Below are 17405 nucleotides of genomic sequence, written 5' to 3' on the forward strand. Positions count from 1 at the left end.
TTCACCGGTGGGGGGCTCCGTGATAGAACCTCCCAACCGCCGACGATACAGGGAAAGCCCGCCAGATGCCTGCAACACCCGGGATGCAGATCGAACAGCCCAAGACGCTGACGGAGATCGTCGTAGAGCGCATACGCGCATCGATCATCGACGGGCAGTTTGCCTTTGGTGAGAACATCTCGGAAGACAAGCTGGCCACTGCATTCGGCGTCAGCCGCTCACCCGTTCGCGATGCGCTGAATGCCTTGCAGTTTACCGGGCTGGTGACGATCAAGCCAAAGCGCGGCAGCTTCGTTTTCAACCCGACCGGCGAGGAAGTTGCGGAAATTTGCGACTATCGACTGATGCTTGAGCGCGAGGCGCTGCGGTTGTCCATGGCTGCCGACCGGGAGGGGTTTTTGACCGCGCTGGACGATGCCTTGGACAGAATGCGCGAGCGGATGCAGGCGGGTGACGAGATTGGCTATGTGCGGATCGATACGGAGTTTCATAACCTGTTCTTCGACCATTGCGGCAACGGCCTGGTGCAGAACGCCTTTCACCTTGTGGAAGCTCGTATCGCCACGATCCGCACGGCGCTGAATGCCCGCTTCAAGCAGCGCCGCGAAGACAGCTTTGACCAGCACGTTGCCATCGTTGAGGGGTTGAAGCGCGGGGATTGGGAACAGGTCCACGATGTTCTGGGCAAGCACATCACCTCGATCCGAACCGATGCCATCGACGAATTGTCGCGCAGCGCGGCAGGCGAGTGATAACGGCGGGATCTTCGCTGACTTCCAGTAAGGTGCTTAGGTACGCAATCACGATGAATGGCGAGTCGATAATGACTCGATCGGCACTGCTGTCCGGATTCAGCAGATTCCGCTTTTATGGCCTGTGGGCGATGAGGCTAGTGAGGCGGCCTGCAAATTGCCGGTCGTCGTGGAACCGTCGACCCGCGTGCGTCGTTAACCTCTGCAATTGTATCGGCACCACACCAACCTGATCGTTCGGTTGCCTCTATCCGTCTGGCCGTTGGCCCGGCTGTGGCGCGGTTATTTTCCCTCGAATCGGGGCAGGTGAGAGCCGCGATGCCGCTCCAATCAGCGGATCGCGCAATCGGAAGGCAGAATTTTTGTATCCACACCATTCCTTATCGATCTCTTCGATAGCAGCTTGACAATCTTAGTTCAGTTGTCCACGTACTGAACGGTATAGTTTAGGTGTGCCGAATGAACGAAGCTGAACAAGCATTGCTCGACGCCGCGTTGCAGGTGTTCTCGCGCTATGGCGTGAAGCGAAGCAGTATGAGCGACCTCTGCGAGGAGGCCGGTGTATCGCGCCAGACTTTTTACAACCACTTCCGAAACAAGGGCGACATCCTCCGCGCGCTGATCAGAAGCTTCACCGAACGTGCTCTTGCCGGAATCGAAGCTGGCCGACGAACACGGTCCACGCTGGGTGAGCAGCTTGACCTCGTCTTCGAACAAACCGTGGTCGCAGGCTATGACATGGTTGCAGCGATGCCCAATGCCGAAGACTTCGTTGATGGCGTCCATGACAGCAGCAAAGAAGGCATGGAAGCCGCCCACCAGCAATTTCGCGACGTGTTTGCAGAAATCCTCGCGCCATATGCTGCTACGCTGAACGACAGGGGGCTCGACGTGGTCGCGCTGTCAGAACTTTTGCAACGGGCGTCCAAGGCGGCAGGCCTCAATGCGCGCGACCGCGACCATCTTTTAACCCAACTCGCCACGCTGCGCCAACTCTGCCTCGCAGCGACCGGGCAGCCGAATGGCAACTGAATAAGGAACCTCCCGATGATCTCTTTGCCCCGTGTCGCCGGGCGGCACGCTTTGACCCATTTGGGGCTCGCAGCCCTTGCGACGACCGTTGCCCTTGGGGCCTTCATCGCGCCGGCTCGCGCCGAAACGCCTGTCGTCAAGCTCACCGAGGTGACCGCCGGGGCGGGTGAGCTGCGTCGGGCCTTCTTCGGCAAGGTCGTGGCCCGTGAAACCGTCGATCTGGCCTTTCAGGTCGGGGGTCAGGTTGTGGAGTTTCCGGTTGAAGAAGGCGCATCGGTGCCGGAGGGCGGGCTGGTTGCACGTATGGATCTCGAACCCTTCCAACTGGCGCTCGACGAGGCCGAAGCCCGCGCTGCCCAAGTCACCCGCACCTTGGAGCGGTATCAGAAGCTCGTTGGCTCGGCGGTTACGGAAACCAATCTGGAAGACGCGCAGACGCAGGTGGACCTTGCCAACATTGCGCAACAGGATGCCGAACGCTCGTTGCGCAATGCCACCTTGCAAGCGCCTTTTGACGCCATCGTGGCCGCCCGGCTGGTGCCGAATTTTTCCACCGTCAATGCCGGCACGCCCGTGGTGCGGCTGCACGACATGTCGGATCTCAGGATCGAGATCGACGTGCCGGAGACGCTTTTTCAACGTGCCGGACAGGATCCAGACCTCACCCTCACCGCACAATTCCCCGCAAGTGAGCGCACGTTCCCGCTGGAGATCCGCGAGTTCAACGCCGAGACGGCGGAGGTTGGCCAGACCTATCGCCTGACCCTCGGCATGGCCGCACCTGAGGACATCACCGTGCTCCCCGGCGCCTCGGCCAAGGTCAACGCGGTTCTGAACACCGGTGCCAGCCGCATCGAACTGCCCGCCTCGGCGATCGTGATAGAGAATGATCGCAGCACCAGCGTCATGGTTTTCGAACCCGCAGGTGCCGAGACGGGCACTGTCACCGCCACGCCCGTGGAGATCACACCAACCGACCGTGGCACCGTTGCCGTAACCGCCGGGCTGGAGCCCGGGCAGGAGGTTGTTGCCATCGGTGGTGACCAGCTTGCCGACGGCACGCAAGTGCGTCGGTTCACCGGTTTCGGAGACTGAGCCCATGGATATCGCGCGCGCCTCCATAGACCGGCCGGTCTATACTTGGATCGTCATGCTGATCTGTCTGCTGGGCGGCATCTGGGGCTTTGCATCGCTTGGCCGTCTGGAAGATCCGGCCTTCACCATCAAGACCGCCGTGGTCGTCACCCAGTATCCGGGCGCCTCGGCCGAAGAGGTGGCGCTTGAGGTCACCGAGCCGCTTGAATCGCAAATCCAGAAGATGAGCGAGGTCAAGGATATCGAGTCGATGAACCAGCCGGGTCTGTCTTGGATCACGGTGAACATGAAAGACAACTACGACGGCTCGGAACTGCCGCAGATCTGGACCAAGCTCAGGAACAGGGTGGGGGAGGCGGCGCTGCCCTCTGGGGCCACCGCGCCCTTCGTCAACGACAGTTTCGGCGACGTCTACGGGCTTTACTATGCGGTCACCGCGCCCGGCTATTCGGACGCCGAGATCAACCGGCTTTCCACCTATCTGCGGCGCGAACTGCTGACGGTGGACGGCGTATCGGACGTGGCCCTTTCGGGCGTGCCCAACGAGGTGATCTACATTGAGCCGGACCCTGCGCTGACCGCCACAATGGGTATTCCGCCCACCGCGATCCTCGGGGCCGTCAACAGCGCCAACGAGATCGTCGATGGCGGCACCCTGCAAAGCACGGACGGACGCATGCTGGTTCAGCGGCCCGAGGGCTCTGACAGCGTATCCGAGATTGCGGCGCTTTCCCTCGGTGTTAGCGGGCAAATCGTCAACCTCACCGACTTCGCGCATATCTATCGCGGCCCCGAAGCCAACCCCGAGCTCATCGTGCGCCACAACAGCACGGATGCCTTCACGCTGGGGGTGGCCGGCATCGCCACCGAAAACATCGTCGAGGTCGGCAAGCGCGTGGATGCGCGGCTCGCCGAACTGCGCGAAACCCTGCCCCTCGGGATCGAGGTGCAATCGGTCTACCGTCAACACACGGTGGTTGAGGAGGCCTCCAACGCCTTCCTCGTAAACCTCGCGATGTCGGTGGGTATCGTGGTCGTGGTGCTGGCCCTCTTCATGGGCTGGCGCGCGGCGGTTGTCGTGGGCTCTACCCTGTTGCTGACCGTGGTGGGAACGCTGTTCTTCATGAACCTTGTCTCCATCGAGATGGAGCGGATCTCTCTCGGTGCGCTGATCATTGCGATGGGGATGCTGGTGGACAACGCCATTGTTGTGGCGGAGGGAATGCAGATCGCCATGCGGCAAGGCAAAAGCTCGCGTGAGGCCGCGACAGAGGCAGCCAGCAAAACGCAAATCCCACTGCTTGGCGCGACGGTGATTGGCATCATGGCCTTCGCCGGGATCGGGCTTTCGCCGGATGCTACAGGCGAGTTCCTGTTCTCCCTCTTTGCTGTGATTGCAATTTCGCTGCTGCTCTCGTGGGTGCTCGCCATCAGCGCGACGCCGCTTTTGGGGCATTACTTTTTCAAGCGCGGCGCTGCAGGTGGCGGCGATGGCTATGATGGTGCGCTGTTTCGCGGCTACGCGGCGGTTCTACGCGCCTCGCTCAAGCTGCGCTGGCTGGTGATCGCCGCGCTGATCGGGGGGACGGCGGTGTGCTATATGCTCTTCGGCCAAGTCAAACAGCAGTTCTTCCCCGACAGCAACACGCCGCTCTACTTTGTCGACTACAAGCTGCCGCAGGGCGCGTCGATCCACCAAACCTCTGCCGACCTCTCCGTGATGGAAGATTGGCTGGCCGAGCGCGATGACGTGCAGGCGGTGACATCGTTCACCGGTCAGGGGGCTTCGCGTTTCATGCTGACCTATCAGTCGGAGGATCCGAACCCGAGCTACGGCCAACTGATCGTGCGTGTTTCTTCGCTTGACGTGATCGAAGACGAGATGGACGAGCTCGAAGCCTTTGCCACTGAAGCGCTTCCGCAAGGCGAGTTCCGGGTGAAGCGGCTGGCCTTTGGCCCCGGCGGCGGTGCGCCCATCGAGGTGCGCTTCTCCGGCCGTGATCCCAATGTGCTCCGCGACCTTGCCGATGAGGCGATGGCGCGGATGAAGGCCGCCTCCGACAACGTCGTTGCTCTGCGTCAGGACTGGCGAGAACGCGAGCTGGTGCTGCGCCCGATCTATGCCGAGGACCGGGCTCAGGATGCCGGCATTTCTCGCAGCCAGATCACTCAGACGCTGCAATTTGCAACCGAAGGCATCGACGCGGGCACCTTCCGTGAAGGCGACCGCCAGATCCCCATCGTCATCCGCTCGCCCCGTGACGCCGACCTCGCCCTGACCGATCACACGATCTACTCCGAAAGCGGCAACACGCTTGTATCGCTGGAGCAGGTGATCGACGGCTTCCGCTTTGAGCCGCAGGATACGCTGCTGCACCGCCGTGATCGCATGCAGGTGATCACCATGGGTGCCGACATACCGCGTGGGATGACCGCAGCACAGGTGCAGGCAGAGGTGCAGGATGCCGTGGAGGCCATGACCCTGCCCGAAGGTTACCGCATGGAGTGGGGCGGGGAGCTGGAGAGTTCCACCGATGCGCAGGCTTCGCTCGGCAGCCAATTGCCTCTGAGCGCCATTATCATGATCCTGATCTCGGTGCTCCTGTTCAACGCGCTGCGTCAGCCGCTCATCATCTGGCTGTTGGTGCCGATGGGGGTCAATGGTGTGAGCCTCGCGCTTCTGGGCTCGGGTCTGCCCTTCACCTTCACCGCCTTGCTTGGGCTCCTGTCGCTCTCCGGCATGCTGATCAAGAATGGCATCGTTCTGGTTGAAGAAATCGACCTGACCCGTGAAGACAACCCCGCCATGCCACTGAAGGACGCCATCGTCTCCGCATCCACCTCGCGACTGAGGCCTGTCTTCCTTGCGGCGGCAACGACGATCCTTGGCATGTTGCCACTCCTGACCGACGCTTTCTTCCAATCCATGGCGGCAACCATCATGGGCGGCCTCGCCTTCGCCTCGGTCCTCACCCTGATCGCGGCCCCGGTGTTCTATTTCGTGATGTTCCGCAAAACGGACCTAAGAGCGAAAGCCGCCATGGCAGCCACGCCGGCCTGATGGAATGTGCTCGGTGGCGGTCGGAAAACCGGTGCGCCACCGAGCACGGTAGGGCCATGCAGTGGGCAGGGCGCGTCCGGGGCACTCGCTGGAAGTGGTCTGCGACAGCAAGAACCGGCGCGCTTGTGATGCAAAAGCGGAACGGGAGCAGCTACCAAGCGGAGGCGATGAAGGGTGGCCATCGCCAGCCAAACCCATGAGTGGCGTTGGCTCAGGTGGACGCAAACAAGATGCCCGGGCTGGCATCTGTCGTACCGCCCATAAGCAGTTGCGCGGCGCAGTCATGCTCACGCCATCCGGTTGCTATAAACGTCTCTGAAAGAGGGGCGCTGCCTTGGGCACCGTAGTGCAATGCTATGCAAGGGGGCTGCTGGCTGGGGTGGTAGGATTCGAACCTACGGTACACGGTACCAAAAACCGCTGCCTTACCGCTTGGCTACACCCCAACAGCGAGGGGGTTCCTACTGAGTCTCGCGCCGCTGCGCAAGCCCCCCGGCGTGGGAAAATGCGGCTTATTCCACCTTCGTGCTGTGATCCAGCAGGTCGTCCTCGTGTCCTTCCTCGGCGCGCTCCGCCTCCACCATCGCTTCCAGTTCCTTTTCCTCCGTCGCGGCGACTTCGGCGAACTCGGTCACCGGGGCGGGCGCGGGCGCGGTGGGCTCTTGCGGGGTGGCCACGGGCGTGCGCTCTGCCTCGCCCGGTGCGGCGGCGGGCAGGGCACCGATGGGCGGATCGAGGCGCAGGCGATAGGTGGTGTCTGGCACGGTCAGCCCATGGGCCTCCAGCGCGCCCTTGACCTGCCGCAGCGCCTCGCCCTTGGCCAGCAGCAGCGAGGTTTCCGTCTGGTCGATCCAGCCGGTGCAGGTCAGGATGATGCCCGCATCCGAAATACGGTCGATCCATGTCTTGGCGGCCGGGGTTTCGAGGATGAAGGGCAGTGCCTGCACCGTCTGTTCGGCGATGAGGCGCACCGCCTCCATGTCCATGTCGCCCTCAAAACCGATCTCGAAGAGCACGCGCCGTTCGCGGTTGCGCGAGAAGTTCACGATCCGGCTCTTGAACACCGTGGAGTTGGGAATGCGGATGTGGTTGCCGTCCCAGCTGAGGATGATCGTGGCACGGCTGGTCAGGCGGATCACCTTGCCCTCGTCGCCGTTGATCTCGATGGCGTCATTGGGCCGGAACGGCTGGCGGATCGAGAGCATGATCGAGGCGATGAAGTTCTCCACCGTGTCCTTCACAGCAAAACCGATGGCCAGACCGATGATACCGGCGGCACCGAGGATGGTGCCCAGCAGAGCGGTGGCGTTGAGGATATCCAGCGCCACCACGATACCGGCGACTACGAAGGCGAGCCGCAGCAGCATCCGGTAGATGTCGGCGATGAAGGCATTGGGCGCGAGCCGGTCCCACGGCTGCTTCATGCGGGCCAGCAGAACCCCGATGAAGGCGACGATGAGGAAGGCGCCGAAGGCGATGATCAGCAGTGGAGCCCAGGCGATCATCTGGCCGATGCGCTCCTGAAAGCGCTCCATCGCCGGGTTGAGCCGCTCCACGACGTCGGTGCTTTCCACCACTTCGTTCTCGATGGCAACCACACCGTCGACCCGGGCCACGAGATCATTCAGCGCACGGGCCTTGGCGGCGTCCAGCGTGGTGCCGCGCAGGGTGACGATGCCGGATTTCACCGCCACGGTCACATCCTGGTAGCCCTCCAGCTCGCTCAGGATGGCACGAATGCGCTGGGCGATGGCCGCATCCTGCTCGCGGCTTTCTTCCACCCCGATGGTGCCCGTCGGCTGGCTCTCGCCGGCCTCCTGTGCGCGGGCCATGGGGGCGGGGAGGGTGAGCAGGAGGGCAAGGCTGAGGAGCAGGCAGCGTAGGGCAATGCGCATCGGGTCAAATCCGTGGGTGCTGTAATGTCGTGCCATGGTAGGCGGGCCGGGCGGCGGGGAAAAGCCCCGTTGCGCAGCGCAGCTCATCGCGGTCCTGCACCTGCGGCGCGACCGCTCTTCGCAGCTGCCGTCTAGCGTTTCTTCACCACGAAGTAGAGCGCGGCGGCGGCTCCGGCGATGACCGCAAGGATCAGCAGGTATTTCAGCACGAAGAAGAGCAGCGGCAGCATAAGCAGGCCAAGGTAACACAGCAGCACAACGCCCGCGCCCATCACCGCGGCCACCTCGTCATCGAAGCGGCGCTCTGTGGCGCGGTTGATGGCAAATCCGGCGGCGGCCCCGGCAATGAGAAGCAGAACGATATACATCAGGCCCCGAGCCTGCCCGGAAGCGTCAGCCCGCGCAAGAGTTCGGCGGCCTCCATTGGCCTTTTGCCCTGTCGTTGCGCCTGAAGTACCTCCACCGCGCCGCTGCCGCACGCCACCGTGAAGCCGCCCAGCACCTCACCCGGCGCGCCGCTGCCCTCGGCCAGCCGCGAGCGCAGCAGCTTCACCCGCTCGCCGTCCACGTCCGTCCAGGCGCCGGGGAAGGGGGAGAGGCCGCGAATGTGGCAGTCGACCTCTTTGGCCGAGCGGGTCCAATCCACTGCCGCCTCCGCCTTGTCGATCTTCTCGGCATAGCTCACGCCCAGCTCGGGCTGTGGTATCGGCTCCAGCGCGCCTGCGCGCTCGGCGGCGCTCACGATCAGCCGTGCGCCCATTTCGCTGAGCCTGTCGTGCAAATCGCCCGTCGTTTCCTCCGCCCCAATCGCCGTGCTCTCGCGCAGCAGCACCGGCCCGGTATCCAGCCCTGCCTCCATCTGCATGATGCACACGCCCGTCTCCGCATCCCCCGCCATCACCGCCCGGTGGATCGGCGCGGCCCCACGCCAGCGCGGCAGCAGCGAGGCGTGGATGTTCATGCAGCCAAATCGCGGCGCATCCAGCACCGCCTGCGGCAGGATCAACCCGTAGGCCACCACCACGGCCAGATCGGCCCCCAGCGCTGCAAAAGCCTCCTGCTCCTCCGCGCCCTTCAGCCGGGCCGGGTGGCGCACCTCCAGCCCCAGTGCCTCCGCGCGGGCCTGCACGGGTGAGGGCCTGTCTTTCTTGCCGCGTCCGGCGGGGCGAGGCGGCTGGGTGTAGACGCAGGCAATCTCGTGGCCCGCGTCATGCAGCGCATTGAGCGCGGGCACCGAAAACTCTGGCGTTCCCATGAAAATGATCCGCATTCCGCCCTCCCTACGTCGGGACAGGCCCCGACTCTGCTCAAACTCTTCCAGCGCTGGTAGGGTGGGTAAAACCCACCGCTCACGCCGCTACCGCTTGGCGGCCTTCTTCAACAGCATCTGCCGCTTCACCCGGCTCAACCGGTCAAAGAACATCCGCCCCTCCAGATGGTCAATCTGGTGTTGCACGCTGGTCGCCCAGAGGCCTTCAAACTTCTTTTCCACCCGCGCGCCGCTCTCGTCGGTATAGGCCACCGCCACCCGCGACGGGCGCGAGAGCTTGGCCGAAATCCCCGGCACATTCGGGCTCGCCTCTTCCCAGTCGAATAGCTCTTCGCCCAGCATGGTGATCTCGGGGTCGGCCAGCCGCACCGCCTGCCCGCGTTCCTTGGAGCAATCCACCACTGCGAGTCGCAGCATCACCCCAATCTGCGGGGCGGCGAGGCCATAGCCGGGCATGGCCTCCATCGTGTCCACCATGTCATCCCAGATTGCGCGGATTTCGTCGGTGATCTCGCCCACCGGAGCGGCAGCGGTTTGCAGGCGCTTGTCGGGCCAGGGGATGAAAGGGCGAGCGCTCATGCCTGCGCCTCCCCTTCAAGCCCGTCGATGATGAGCCTGCCGTCGAGATGGTCGGCCTCGTGCTGCGCAATCGCCGCCTCGGCCCCCTCAAGCTCCACGCTCTGCGCGTCGCCGTCCAGATCGCGATAATCAAGCCGGATGCGCGCGGGCCGTGTTACCTGCACCGGACGTCCGGGGATGGAGAGGCAGCCTTCCTCCATCGTCGCCATCTCCTCGCCCAGAGGCGTGATAACCGGGTCAAGGCACACCCGCGGCGTCGCCTCTCCCGTCTTCCAGCCCGCATCCATCACGAAGATTCGGCGCAGCACGCCCACCTGCGGCCCGGCAAGGCCACGGCCCGGGGCGGCATACATGGTCTCCAGCATATCCGCGGCCAGCGCGGCCATGTCTTCATCGCCCACCGGCGCGCAGATGGCCTTTAGCCGGTCGTCCGGCCATTGGACGATCGGCAGCACGGTCAAGCGCGGGCCTTCTCGCGCTTCAGCTTCTGCATCTTGCGGGTGATCATCTGCCGCTTCATCGGGCCGAGATAATCAATGAAGAGCTTGCCGTTCAGATGGTCGATCTCGTGCTGCACGCAAGTGGCCCAGAGCCCGCTGAACTGCTCTTCCTGCTCACCGCCATCAAGCCCCTGCCAGCGCACCTTCACCTCCGCCGGGCGGGTGACATCGGCATATTGCTCGGGAATCGAGAGGCAGCCCTCTTCATAGGTGTTCTGATCTTCCGATGACCACACGATCTGCGGATTGATCAGCACCATCGGGCGGGCCTCTTCGGCATCGTCCTTGATGCAATCCATCACCAGCAGCCGGTGCATCTCGCCAATCTGCGGTGCGGCCAGCCCGATGCCGGGAGCGTCATACATGGTTTCTAACATGTCATCGGCCAGCCGCCGGAGCTCGCGGTCGAACGCGGTCACAGGGTCGGCGGGCTTTTTGAGCCGGGGGTCGGGGTGGATGAGGATATCACGCAGGGCCATGAGAGGGGATTTAGGACAGGCGCGGGCGCGGCGCAACAAGGGTTGCACCCGGCGTGCGCTGCGTTAGCTTCGCGACGAAGCAAGGAGCCACCATGAATTTCGACGAGATCATCGAACGCCGAGGCACCCATTCCGCGAAATGGGACAAGATGGAAGCGATCTACGGCGTGCCCGCCGATACCGGCCTGCCGATGTGGGTGGCCGACATGGATTTCCGCCCCCCCGCCTGCGTTCAAGGCGCCGTCGAGAAGATGGCGGCCCATGGGCTCTATGGCTACTACGGCGACGACAGCGGCTATCTTGAGGCAATCCGCTGGTGGATGGCCGAGCGTCATGGCTGGAAGGTGGAAGACAGCTGGATTCACACCACCCACGGGTTGGTCAACGGCACCGCGCTTTGCGTCGATGCCTTCACCGCGCCGGGGGATGGCGTGGTGCTGATGACGCCGGTCTACCATGCCTTCGCGCGGGTCATCAAAGCAGCAGGGCGCGAGGTGGTGGAATGCCCGCTGGCGTTGCGCGACGGGCGCTACGAAATGGATTTCGACGCTTGGGATGCGCAGATGACAGGCCGCGAGAAGATGCTGGTGCTCTGCTCGCCCCACAACCCCGGCGGCCGGGTCTGGACCCGTGCCGAGCTGGAAGGTGTGGCCGCCTTCGCCAAGCGGCATGACCTTGTGCTTGTGTCGGACGAAATCCACCACGACCTGCTGATGCCCGGCCAAAACCACACGCCTATGGCGCTGATCGAGGGCATCGAAGACAGGCTGGTGATGATGAGTTCCACCACCAAAACCTTCAACATCGCCGGTGCTCACACCGGCAACGTGATCATCCCCGACGAGCGCCTGCGGGCGCGCTTTGCCACCCGCATGGCGGCGCTGGGCCTCTCGCCCAACTCCTTTGGCCTGTTTATGGCCGAGGCCGCCTATTCGCCCGAGGGCGCAGAGTGGGTGGACGCGCTCTGTGCCTATCTGGACGGCAACCGAAAGGTCTTCGACGAGGGAATTTCAGCCATTCCCGGCCTTGCCTCGATGCCGCTGGAGGCGACCTATCTCAGCTGGGTCGATTTTTCCGGCACTGGCATGGAGCAGGCAGAGTTCACAGGCCGGGTGGAGAAGGTCGGCAAGATCGCGGTGAATCATGGCGACACCTTCGGCAAGGGCGGCGAGAGTTTTCTGCGCTTCAACATCGCCACGCCTCGGGCACGGGTCGCCGAGGCGGTGGAGCGGATGCAGGCGGCCTTCAGCGATTTGCAATAGGGCCCCCGGAGGGCAGGCTAGTCCTTCTGCCAGCCTTCGCGCTTGCGATAGATCGTTGAGGGCGAAAGCTGAAGGATACGGGCGGCACGAGGCACAGAGCCGCCTTCCCGCGCGATGGTCTCTTCGATCACCAAGCGCTCGATTTCTGCCATTGGCTTGCCGATGAGCCCGTCAAGCTCCGGGCCGGGGGCAGGGCGCTCGGCGGCGTCCCGGTGGGCAACGCGCGCGGCTTCTGCCCGGGCTTCCACCTCGTGGTGAAGCTCCATCGGCAGCATCGAAAGCTGCACCTCTTCGGCATCATGCAGCACCACCACATTGCGCAGCACGTTCAGCAACTGCCGCACGTTGCCCGGCCAATCGAGCGTGCAAAAAAGCTCTTCGACCTCGGGCGAAATCCGGGAGAAGCGCTTGTTCTCTTCGGCAGCAAATTCTGCCAGCGCATGGTGGGCAATCTCGATCACGTCACGCCCGCGCTCGCGCAGGGGCGGCAGGTGGAGCGGAACCACGTGAAGGCGATAATATAGATCCTCGCGAAAACGCCCTGCACGCACTTCCGAAAGCGGGTCGCGGTTGGTGGCGCAAAGGATGCGCACGCTTACCTTGCGCGGCTTGGTGGAGCCGACGGGCTGGATGGTGGAGGTTTGCAGAAAGCGCAGCAGCTTGGTTTGTAGCCCGAGGTCCATCTCGCAGATTTCATCGAGAAACAGCGTGCCCCCGTCCGCCGCCGCAGCAGCGCCCGGTTTGTCGGCCAGCGCGCCGGTAAAGCTGCCCTTGAGGTGGCCAAACACCTCGCTTTCCAGCAAGTCGCCGGGAATGGCCCCGCAGTTCAGCGCGATGAAAGGCCCATTGGCGCGGGACGATGTGTCGTGCACCGCGCGGGCACAGAGCTCCTTGCCCGTGCCGCTTTCGCCCGAGATGAACACCGTGGCCATGGAGCGCGAAACCGAGCCGATCTTGTGCATCACCTCGCGCATCGGTGTGGAGGAGCCGATGAGGCCGGTCTGTTCGGCGGCAGGCAGTCTCGGCGCCGGGTCGGTCAGATGGCCGTTGCCATTGTGCTGCCCGGTGGCTCGGGCGTGGTCTGCCGTGGCGCCCGACACCGCGTCGAGCAGGCGGGTCTCATCAAAAGGCTTGACCAAAAACTCCCACGCCCCTGCGCGCATCGCTTCCACCGCGCGGTTGATCGAGCCATTGGCGGTGATGACGATCACATGGGTAAACGGGTCTGCGGCGATGAACTCCTCGATCAGCTCCAGCCCGTCGCGGTCAGGCAGCATGAGGTCCACCAGCACCACTCCGGGCCTATGCTGTCGGAATTTCTGCAACCCGTCTGCCGCGGTTGAGGCGCTTTCCACGCTGTGGCCCGCCGTCTTGAGCACGGATTCATACACCAACTGCATCGACGCGACGTCTTCGATGAGCAGCACGGGCGTCATTCAGAGGCCTCCCTGGTGGGGCGTTCGCCCTCGAAGCGGCTGGAGATCTCGGCGCTGATACTCTTGATCAGACCGGCGAGGCGGCTGTCAATCTCCACCAGAGTGCGGGCGAGGCTTTCAGACGGTTCGGCGCGATGCGCGGCGGCATTGGCGAGATTGGCAAGGTCTTGCAGGGGTAGGGCGCCAACGGCACCGGAGAGCGAGATGATCACATGGGTCTGAGCGCGGATCTCATCGGCGTTTCCGATCGCCCCCGCCTGCGCCAGCGAGATGCGGCTGCGGCAAAGGTCGGCGTGCAGACGGCTGAGAAATTCGCGCCCGCCATCATCGCCCGAAATTGCGATCAGCCGATCCAGCCGCTCCGGGCAAAAGTCCGGCGGCGGGCCCTCATGGCTGCGGGGAGGCTCTGGCGTAGCCTCAATCTGGCGCGGCGCGGTGCCACGGGTGCGCAGCATCAGCGTGGCTATGGACTGGCCAAAGGCTGCCAACGAGCCGACCGGCTTGGCAAGGATCCCATCGGCCCCGGCATCATAGATCTTCTCGCGATGTTCCTGCAGCACATAGGCGGTGACGGCGAGCATGGGGATAAGCCGGGTGTCGCCCTTCAGCGCGCGGGTGCGAGCGATCACCTCGGTGCCCGAAAGCTCGGGCATATCGATATCCACCAGCGCAAAGTCAAACCCGCCGCCCGACAGCAGGCGCAGGGCTTCTGCACCATCCGGGGCCAGCTTCCACGCTGCGCCGAGGTGGTCGAGCATCTGGGTGAAGAGCAGCTGGTTGGTGGCGTTGTCCTCCGCCACCAGCGCGGTGAGGCCCGACAGATCGGGCAGCGTCGGTGGCGCATCGGCGCTTGCAAGGTCGGCCCCGGCAGAGGGGTGCCATGCCCAAGATTGACGTGGCAGCAACAACGAAACTTCAGCCCCGCCTTCACTGGAGTTCGAAACCTGAAGCTGCCCGCCCAACCGGGTGGCGATCTCCTTGGCAATGTGCATCCCCAGCCCGCTGCCCGGCTTGGTCTGCCCACCGGGCCTGCCGCCGCGCTCAAACAGCCTTGCCAGCGCCGCGTCAGAAAATCCGGGCCCCTGATCGCGCACGCGGAAGCGCAGCTCATCGCCGGAGCGCATGTCGACAGAAAGCACCACCTCGCCCCAATCGGCATATTTGAACGCGTTCGAAAGCAGGTTGGCCAGCACCCTGTCGAGTGCCCCGGCGTCGAGGTGCAGCACTGTGGGCAGGTCGGCGGCGATATCGAGGCGCAGCGCCATGGAAAGCTCGCGGGCGTGACCGGCCCAGCGGCGTTCAAGGTTGCGCATCACCGCCAGCAGGGGCACCGGCTCCTGCGCCGGATCGCGCTCTGGCATCGTCAGCCCGCCCTCTCCAAACTGGCGCAGGGCGCTGTCCAGCAGCCGGGCAAGGCTTTCTCCAGCAGTCGAAACGCGCTGAAGCTGGGCCGCAGTGGCTGGATCAAGCTGGGAAAAGTCAACCAACCTCAACCCGCTGAGCACATCGGCTACAGCCGAGCGAATGTCGTGTGAGAACAGCTCAATGGTGCTGTTTGCTTTTTCTGTGCCCGGCGAGGGCACGGAGCCTGGCAGCCAGTCTTCAGCCATGATGAGACCCCGCCGTAAGTGGCGCAAAGCCGTCGATCGGAGATTCCCGCAAAGGTTGCACGATCGCTGGTTTTAAACAAACCCTAACTGCGCAGCCACTTGTCTTTAAAGGCAGGTTTTCCAGACCCATCGCTCGTTGATGGCCTTGTTACGCTGGGTAACCCAGCGTGGAGAGCGCCTCCTTGATCTCGTCGAGAATGGCGGGGTCGTCGATGGTGGCGGGCATCTTGTAGTCCTTGCCATCGGCGATGCTCACCATCGTTCCCCGCAAAATCTTGCCCGAGCGGGTTTTTGGCAGCCGGTCGACCACGCAGGCGAGCTTGAAGGCGGCAACCGGGCCGATCTTCGAGCGCACGAGGCCGATGCATTCCTTCACGACCTCTTCGTGGGGCTTGTTGGTGCCCGCGTTGAGGCAGAGGAACCCCATGGGTAGCTGGCCCTTCAGCGCGTCGCTCACGCCGATGACGGCGCATTCGGCCACGTCGGGATGGGAGGCCAGCACCTCTTCCATCGCACCGGTCGAAAGCCGGTGCCCGGCGACGTTGATCACGTCATCGGTGCGGGCCATGATATAAAGATAGCCGTCTTCGTCGATCATGCCGGCATCGCCGGTTTCGTAGTAACCCGGGAAGTGCTCGAGGTAGCTTTTGCGAAAGCGCGGCTCTGCATTCCAGAGCGTGGGAAGGGTGCCCGGCGGCAGGGGCAGCTTGACGGCGATGGCGCCAAGTTCGCCGGTGGGCATCGGGTGGCCGCCCTCGTCGAGGATCTGCACGTCGTAGCCGGGCATGGCCACGGTGGGCGAGCCCAGCTTGACCGGTAGCGCCTCGATCCCCACCGGGTTGCCGGCGATGGTCCAGCCTGTCTCGGTTTGCCACCAGTGGTCATAGACGGGCTTGCCGGTGGTGCGCTGGGTCCATTCGATGGTGTCGGGATCGGCGCGCTCGCCGGCGAGGTAGATGGCGTTGAGGCAGCTCAGGTCATACTTGGCGACAAGCTCCCCCGTCGGGTCTTCGCGCTTCACGGCGCGGAAGGCGGTGGGGGCGGTGAAGAAGCTCTTGACCTTATGCTCGGAAATCACCCGCCAGAAGGTGCCGGCATCCGGCGTGCCCACCGGCTTGCCCTCAAAGACAACAGTGGTGTTGCCGTGAATCAGCGGCCCGTAACAGATGTAGCTATGGCCCACGACCCAGCCCACATCGGAGGCCGCCCAGAACACATCACCCGGATCGACGTTGTAGATGTTCTTCATCGTCCAGTTCAGCGCCACGATATGCCCGGCCGTGTGGCGCACCACGCCCTTGGGCTGGCCGGTCGTGCCGGAGGTGTAGAGGATATAGGCCGGGTGGTTGCCCTCAACCGGCACGCATTCGGCAGGGGTCGCGCCGTACTGGAACGAGTGCCAGCCAAAATCGCGCCCCTCGATCATATGGGCCACTTCCTGTTCGCGCTGGTGAATCACGCAGAACTCGGGCTTGTGGGTCGATTGCTCAATCGCGTCGTCCAGCAGCGGCTTGTAGTGCACGATCCGCCCCGGCTCGATGCCGCAGGAGGAGGCGAGGATGGCCTTGGGCTTGGCGTCGTCGATGCGCACCGCAAGCTCGTTGGCCGCGAAACCACCGAAGACGACCGAGTGAATCGCGCCAAGACGGGCGCATGCCAGCATGGCCTCGAGCGCCTCGGGCACCATCGGCATGTAGATGATCACCACGTCACCCTTTTCGACGCCCTTGGCCCGCAGCGCTCCGGCGAGGGTGGCAACGCGGTTGCGCAGCTCGGAGTAGGTGATCTTGTGAGTGCGCCCGGTGATCGGGCTGTCGTGGATGATGGCATATTGCGGCCCGCGCCCGGCTTCGACGTGCCGGTCCACCGCATTCCAGCAGGTATTCACGCGAGCATCGGCGAACCACTCGAACATGTGCTCGCCCTTCTCGAAGAGCGCCTTGCTTGGCTTCTCGTCCCAGTCGATGGCCTCGGCGGCCTCCATCCAGAACTTCTCCGGGTCCGCCTGCCAAGCAGCGTAGACGTCTTTATATGCCATGTGACTCCTCCTCCGGCTTCCTCTTAGGGAGCCGTGTGCGCTTCTGGCAAGCGTTCTGGTGTGGGGCGCGGCAGAATGGCTCATAAGGTTTGCATTTTTGGCGAATCCAGGCTGCAAATATTTGCAAAACCCGGGAAACTTCGCTGCCCGCTTGGGGCTTCTGCGCGGGTTTGCAAATTTCTGGCAGATCGAGTTCGCCCCCGGCAGGTGGCGCGCTGATTCTCTGCCAGCATGGCGCGAAACCAGCCCTCGCCTGCGCCGCGCCGCCACTCGCCCCTGCGCTACGCAGAAAATCGCCTGATGCCGGCAGGGGGTGGCGGTCTTCCGCCGAGGTTGCAGGAAGCACACATGATTTGACACATCCCGCGGGAGTTTTGATTTGGGCCAGATTCGTGC

General features: G+C 63.8%; 14 protein-coding genes and 1 tRNA gene. 5 read left to right on the forward strand and 10 right to left on the reverse strand.

Going from position 1 to position 17405, the window contains the following annotated elements; translation table 11 throughout:
• Positions 1-65 precede the first annotated feature (65 nt).
• The 4 genes from FHY55_RS04990 (at position 66) to FHY55_RS05005 (ending at position 5940) form a co-directional block, all read left to right on the forward strand.
• Positions 66-752 carry a GntR family transcriptional regulator gene (locus FHY55_RS04990; protein WP_254695419.1) on the forward strand — a complete coding sequence of 229 codons (687 nt, stop codon included), beginning with the start codon at positions 66-68 and terminating at the stop codon, positions 750-752.
• Positions 753-1211: 459 nt separating this feature from the next.
• Complete coding sequence (locus FHY55_RS04995; protein ID WP_140013138.1) at positions 1212-1784, forward strand: TetR/AcrR family transcriptional regulator; 573 nt, start codon at positions 1212-1214, stop codon at positions 1782-1784.
• A 15-nt stretch (positions 1785-1799) separates the two neighbouring features.
• Positions 1800-2879 (forward strand): efflux RND transporter periplasmic adaptor subunit, encoded by a 1080-nt coding sequence (locus tag FHY55_RS05000; protein ID WP_140013139.1) that lies wholly within the window; start codon positions 1800-1802, stop codon positions 2877-2879.
• A gap of 4 nt (positions 2880-2883) precedes the next feature.
• On the forward strand, positions 2884-5940 hold the full coding sequence (locus FHY55_RS05005; protein ID WP_140013140.1) for an efflux RND transporter permease subunit: 3057 nt from the start codon (positions 2884-2886) through the stop codon (positions 5938-5940).
• Between the two features lie 371 nt (positions 5941-6311).
• Here the strand turns inward: FHY55_RS05005 and FHY55_RS05010 are convergent.
• From FHY55_RS05010 to def (FHY55_RS05040), 7 genes are all read right to left on the reverse strand, one after another.
• Positions 6312-6386 (reverse strand) — tRNA-Gln (locus FHY55_RS05010).
• A gap of 66 nt (positions 6387-6452) precedes the next feature.
• Positions 6453-7871 (reverse strand): mechanosensitive ion channel domain-containing protein, encoded by a 1419-nt coding sequence (locus tag FHY55_RS05015; RefSeq protein WP_254695420.1) that lies wholly within the window; start codon positions 7869-7871, stop codon positions 6453-6455.
• A 95-nt stretch (positions 7872-7966) separates the two neighbouring features.
• The gene (locus tag FHY55_RS05020) at positions 7967-8203 is read right to left on the reverse strand and encodes a hypothetical protein (RefSeq protein WP_140013141.1); all 237 of its coding nucleotides are present in this window, start codon (positions 8201-8203) and stop codon (positions 7967-7969) included.
• Positions 8203-9105 (reverse strand): methionyl-tRNA formyltransferase, encoded by a 903-nt coding sequence (fmt, locus tag FHY55_RS05025; RefSeq protein ID WP_140013142.1) that lies wholly within the window; start codon positions 9103-9105, stop codon positions 8203-8205. Before fmt ends, FHY55_RS05020 begins: the two co-directional genes overlap by 1 nt.
• A gap of 87 nt (positions 9106-9192) precedes the next feature.
• Positions 9193-9684, reverse strand: a complete 492-nt coding sequence (gene def, locus FHY55_RS05030) for a peptide deformylase (protein WP_140013143.1) — start codon at positions 9682-9684, stop codon at positions 9193-9195.
• Positions 9681-10139: a peptide deformylase gene (gene def, locus FHY55_RS05035; RefSeq protein ID WP_371707701.1), complete on the reverse strand. Its 459-nt coding sequence runs from the start codon at positions 10137-10139 to the stop codon at positions 9681-9683. The genes def (FHY55_RS05030) and def (FHY55_RS05035) overlap by 4 nt, the downstream gene beginning before the upstream one ends.
• 2 nt (positions 10140-10141) lie before the next feature.
• Positions 10142-10663, reverse strand: a complete 522-nt coding sequence (gene def, locus FHY55_RS05040; RefSeq protein ID WP_140013145.1) for a peptide deformylase — start codon at positions 10661-10663, stop codon at positions 10142-10144.
• A gap of 92 nt (positions 10664-10755) precedes the next feature.
• On the opposite strand from def (FHY55_RS05040), the gene FHY55_RS05045 reads away from it, so the two are divergent.
• Entirely contained in the window at positions 10756-11925 is a 1170-nt protein-coding gene (locus FHY55_RS05045) for a MalY/PatB family protein (RefSeq protein ID WP_140013146.1), read from the forward strand.
• A 17-nt stretch (positions 11926-11942) separates the two neighbouring features.
• On the opposite strand, the gene FHY55_RS05050 is transcribed toward FHY55_RS05045, so the two are convergent.
• The 3 genes from FHY55_RS05050 to prpE form a co-directional block, all read right to left on the reverse strand.
• Positions 11943-13361, reverse strand: coding sequence for a sigma-54 dependent transcriptional regulator (locus FHY55_RS05050; protein WP_140013147.1), 1419 nt, complete (start codon positions 13359-13361; stop codon positions 11943-11945).
• Complete coding sequence (locus FHY55_RS05055) at positions 13358-14971, reverse strand: ATP-binding protein (protein WP_140013148.1); 1614 nt, start codon at positions 14969-14971, stop codon at positions 13358-13360. The genes FHY55_RS05050 and FHY55_RS05055 overlap by 4 nt, the downstream gene beginning before the upstream one ends.
• A gap of 148 nt (positions 14972-15119) precedes the next feature.
• Positions 15120-17009 (reverse strand): propionate-CoA ligase PrpE, encoded by a 1890-nt coding sequence (gene prpE / locus FHY55_RS05060; RefSeq protein ID WP_140013149.1) that lies wholly within the window; start codon positions 17007-17009, stop codon positions 15120-15122.
• Between the last annotated feature and the right edge of the window lie 396 nt (positions 17010-17405).

Source organism: Oceanicola sp. D3 (assembly GCF_006351965.1).
Taxonomy (GTDB): Bacteria; Pseudomonadota; Alphaproteobacteria; order Rhodobacterales; family Rhodobacteraceae; genus Vannielia.